At 69.9% G+C, this 3756-nt stretch carries 3 protein-coding genes and 2 pseudogenes; 1 reads left to right on the top strand and 4 read right to left on the bottom strand.

The window, feature by feature from the left end:
* The first annotated feature begins 236 nt into the window (after positions 1-236).
* Positions 237-578, top strand: a complete 342-nt coding sequence (locus FNH09_RS45200; protein ID WP_152895686.1) for a hypothetical protein — start codon at positions 237-239, stop codon at positions 576-578.
* On the opposite strand, the pseudogene FNH09_RS45205 reads toward FNH09_RS45200, so the two are convergent.
* The 4 genes and pseudogenes from FNH09_RS45205 to FNH09_RS45220 form a co-directional block, all read right to left on the bottom strand.
* Positions 562-747: pseudogene (locus tag FNH09_RS45205) on the bottom strand (transposase); the annotation flags it as partial. The gene FNH09_RS45200 and the pseudogene FNH09_RS45205 sit on opposite strands and share 17 nt — an antisense overlap.
* A gap of 224 nt (positions 748-971) precedes the next feature.
* Complete coding sequence (locus FNH09_RS45210) at positions 972-1703, bottom strand: hypothetical protein (protein WP_338017876.1); 732 nt, start codon at positions 1701-1703, stop codon at positions 972-974.
* 428 nt (positions 1704-2131) lie between these two features.
* Positions 2132-2728: a hypothetical protein gene (locus FNH09_RS45215; RefSeq protein WP_152895687.1), complete on the bottom strand. Its 597-nt coding sequence runs from the start codon at positions 2726-2728 to the stop codon at positions 2132-2134.
* Between the two features lie 497 nt (positions 2729-3225).
* A pseudogene (locus tag FNH09_RS45220) lies at positions 3226-3756 on the bottom strand (hypothetical protein); the annotation flags it as partial.

The raw sequence follows: 3756 nt of genomic DNA on the forward strand, positions 1-3756 counted from the left end.
GTCGGCAGCGTCACATTTGTATAAGAGACAACTCCGTTCCCGGCCCACAGACGACCGACCCCCGCAACGGCACCACGGCGCACCACCTACCCCACACTCCCCCGGCTGCCGCACCGGCCCGGCAGGCCAAGCGCACACAGCCCCTGGCGCCGGGAGACCGGGCACGTCCCCCCACGCCGCAAGGCCGCCCTCAAGGAGAACAACTCACCGCACCCGACCGCTACTACCTCGCATGGATGCAGTATCAGAGCGAACACGGCACCGAACCCACTGCCGAACAGCTCTCCGCCCACCTCGCCCACCAAGGACTCCTCGGACGCGGCCGCCGACCCGTCAGCCCCGCCAACCTGCGCCGCCACTTCCTGCGCTGGCGCGTCTACAACATCTGGGCCGAGCACCGATGGCACACACAGGCGCCCTCCAGCGCCGACCTGGCCCAAGAATGCGCAGCCCGCGGCATCACCGGCCAGTACAACCGGCCCGTGACCGCCCGCTACATCACCGACGAAACCCCGGACTTCGAACGCCGCCGACACGCCCTCACCACCCACCACACCCCTATCCGTTGCGGTGGTTGACGCGTTCGTCGCTGACCTGGCCGTATTCGGCGTTGCAGAGGGCGTCGGCCTCGGCGGACATGAGGGCGTCGGCGAACGTCTTGACCATCGCGCGCAGCAGATCGGGACTCGCCGAGGCGAGGTTGTCCTCGGCGAGGGCGTGCAGGGGCAGACTGTCCGGTGCGGTCATCGTGCTGATCTCCTTCGAGCCTAGACATCTCGAAGATCAGCCGGTGGCCGTTCTCATATCCGGACCCTCACTCCGACGCCGGGACAAACACCCGGATCAGGTGGGAACAGGTACACCACTTCCAAGGACGCAACCCGCGCCCGCGCTCCCCGAGGGACTGGCCGGAGGCGCCCAGGCACGATCTCCTTAATCATTGGTGCTGTGCAGCTGCGCGGCCGCCCTGGTCAGAGCTGTGGGTCGGGGCCTTCGGACTCAGAAGTGACGAAGCGCGGGCGCGGACCGGAAGCAGGGGTGCCGTCCGGGCTGGGGCTGTCGGAGTCGAGACGCGGCGTACGGCTGCTGTAGGCGGATGATGCCGTCGTGCGCACGGGCGGCGCGGTGCCGGGGTCGGCCAGTGCTTCCCGCAGAAACGGCAGGATGCCTCGCTCCAGCAGCGCCTCCCGCCATGCCGCTTTGGCCTGGGTCACTTCATCGCTCAGTCTGCCCGGCGGCCCCGGCTCGCGAGAGGGGCTGTTGTGCAGGGCGGTCAGCAACAGCCCGATACCGGCGACAAGCACAGCAGCGGCAGTGACGGCACCGAACAGCCACCCGGCCGCGATCATGTCCTTCGAAGCCGCAGACTCTCGATCGAGCACCTTGAGAAGGAAGCCGGCGAGCAGGAAGATCGCCGCGGCCGACCCTGCAAGGACCGGCGCAAGAACTGCAATAACGGCAACGGCACCCGCGCCGCCCGTCGGCGTGGACTCGCCGAGTGCGGGACCAGGTTCCGCAGCATCCATGCCCAGCCCTGTGGGACCGGTTCCCCGAGCCCCCGCGGGTATGGGCAGGGCCGCGCTGCGTAGTTCCTCGCGGACCTTCACGTAGTGCTGGTACTCGTTCGCCGCGGCCGCCGTGATGAGGGGGGTGGCGTTCAGCGCCATCAGGCGCAGCTGTTCGGTGTTGAGCCGTTGCCCCACAGCGGTCAGTTGCGGGCGGTGAGGTGCGAAGCGCAGCGCCTCGTCGAGGATCCGCTCGTACTCGTGGCGGTCCTCGCTCAGCAGATGCTGCGGGACGGAGCTTCTACGAGCACGTGGGCGCGGCCGCCCTTCGGCACGGCCGGGTGGCGGGGACGGTGCGGTCGGCTGTGCCGGCTCTTCAAGACGTCCGCCCCCTGGCGGCATGGGATCGGCTTGCTCAGGGACGGCAGTGTCGGACGGGGTGTGCACGGTGCTGGCGGCGGACGGGCGCGCGAGGTCCGGGCGTACGCGGATCCCGAGGAGGGCTGCCAGCAGCCGTCGGGAAAGCGGAAGGGTGCGCTGCTGCCCGGCCGTCGGGGGCCTGTGGGCCGGCCGGCCGGCTCCCAGCGCAGCGTGCGCGAAGCGCCTGGAGAAGGAGCGGGTGGACATCACGTGCTCTCCCCCTCCCTGGCGAGCCGTCCTTGGCGCAGCGCCTGAACATCGCCCTCAGGACGCCCCGCCGTGGAGCTGCTCGCTGCAGACGCCGAGTTGTCTGCGGCCGTCACCGGGTGGCCATTCAACTCCCGCCGTGCTGCCGGCTCAACGTGCGTGCCGCCCGCGTTGAGGGCGGACGCGGGCGGGGGAAGCGTCTGCGGCGTGGTGGGTTGGACCGCCGGCTCAAAAGCGTCTGACGCGGCCGTCTGGCCTGCGGTGAGCGCATCGTGCACCGACTGAATACGGCTGAGCTGGGTCAGCAGCCCCGGGGCGGAGATCCCCACCACAATGGCGGCGTATGCACCGCTGATCTGCCCGGTCGTGCCGAAGAGCACGGCAGCTCCTGCGCCCATGGCGCTGTGGAGCACTGCCGCGAAGGGTTCGACCCCCACATCGAAGTACTCCGTGAACCGGGGAGGTTCGCCTTCCCTCCCGGTCTGCCGGTGTGTGCGCCGGTCCGTCTGCCAGTCGAGGAAGCGGGCATAGGCGTCCAGCAGCCCCCGTAACACGCCACCCGTGGCCCCCAAAAGGATCAGCGTGGCGACATCCACAACGCCCCCCGGCAGACAGCGCGTCGGGCTCCGGCCCGGAGCTCGACCACGAGCGTAGAGCCGACAGGCAGGGACTGGCTACTACGCCCCCGCACCCACCGTAGGCCCGGGCTCGCCGTCGCCGGGCAGTCCATGTTCGGTCTTCACTCCTACCGAGCAGGGCATGCCAAAGGGCCTGCTCGGTTGATTTCCGGGTCGCGGGTAGGGCGGTCGACGTAGCGTTTGATGAGGCCGGGCGCCGCGCCATCCCGCCACCGGCCGCCGTCGGGAACCCGGTCCCCAGGCGCAGCGCAAGGACGACCAGGTCGTGGTCGCTGCATGCGGTGCCAGGAACTTCACCGCCCCTGCCTGCCTGTCACCGTCGGCCTCGGCCGCGGCACGCAAGGAGTCCGGGTCCGCCGCTACGGGGGAAAGCGGCGGGCCCGGACTCCTTGCCACGCTTCCACACCCCCAGCGCACGGCATTCGCGCCCCGCCGGCCCGGGCCAGGAATCTTGGTCAGCTGAGGCCGAGGGTACTGAGCGCGGTCGTCCAGTCCGTGGCGATGGCCTGCTGCGCGGCGGCGAGGGTGACCTTGCCGGAGCAGACCGCGGTGTGCAGCTTCGTCTCCACCGGATCCTTGAGGTTGTTCACCCCGGATCCCTTACGGTGGCCGGGGTCGGCAGGCTCCACCCACAGGTTCCGGGCGTCGTTGGGGTCACCGCCGAGCTAAAGACTGATCAGGTGGTCGTACTCGGCGTCCCCCATGCTGCCGGTGAATCCGTAGGAGGCCGCGTTCAGCTTCTTCTCCTTCGCCGTCACATAGGTGGAGGGGCGCACCCCGGAGGTGTAGCCGCCCTTGCGGCAGATCGTCGACTTCAGGTTCGCCTGGGTGACGGCCGGAGAGATCGCACCCGGCGTGCACGCCGAGTCCTCCAGCGGTTCGCCCTTCTCGTACCGGTAGTGGCACGTCCCTGCCGCCGGCTGCTGCTGGACGGTGTACTTCTTCTGCGGCCCCGCCCCCACCGCGATCGCCCGGCCTGCGCCTTT

This window comes from Streptomyces adustus (assembly GCF_009377175.1).
Lineage (GTDB): Bacteria > Actinomycetota > Actinomycetes > Streptomycetales > Streptomycetaceae > Streptomyces > Streptomyces adustus.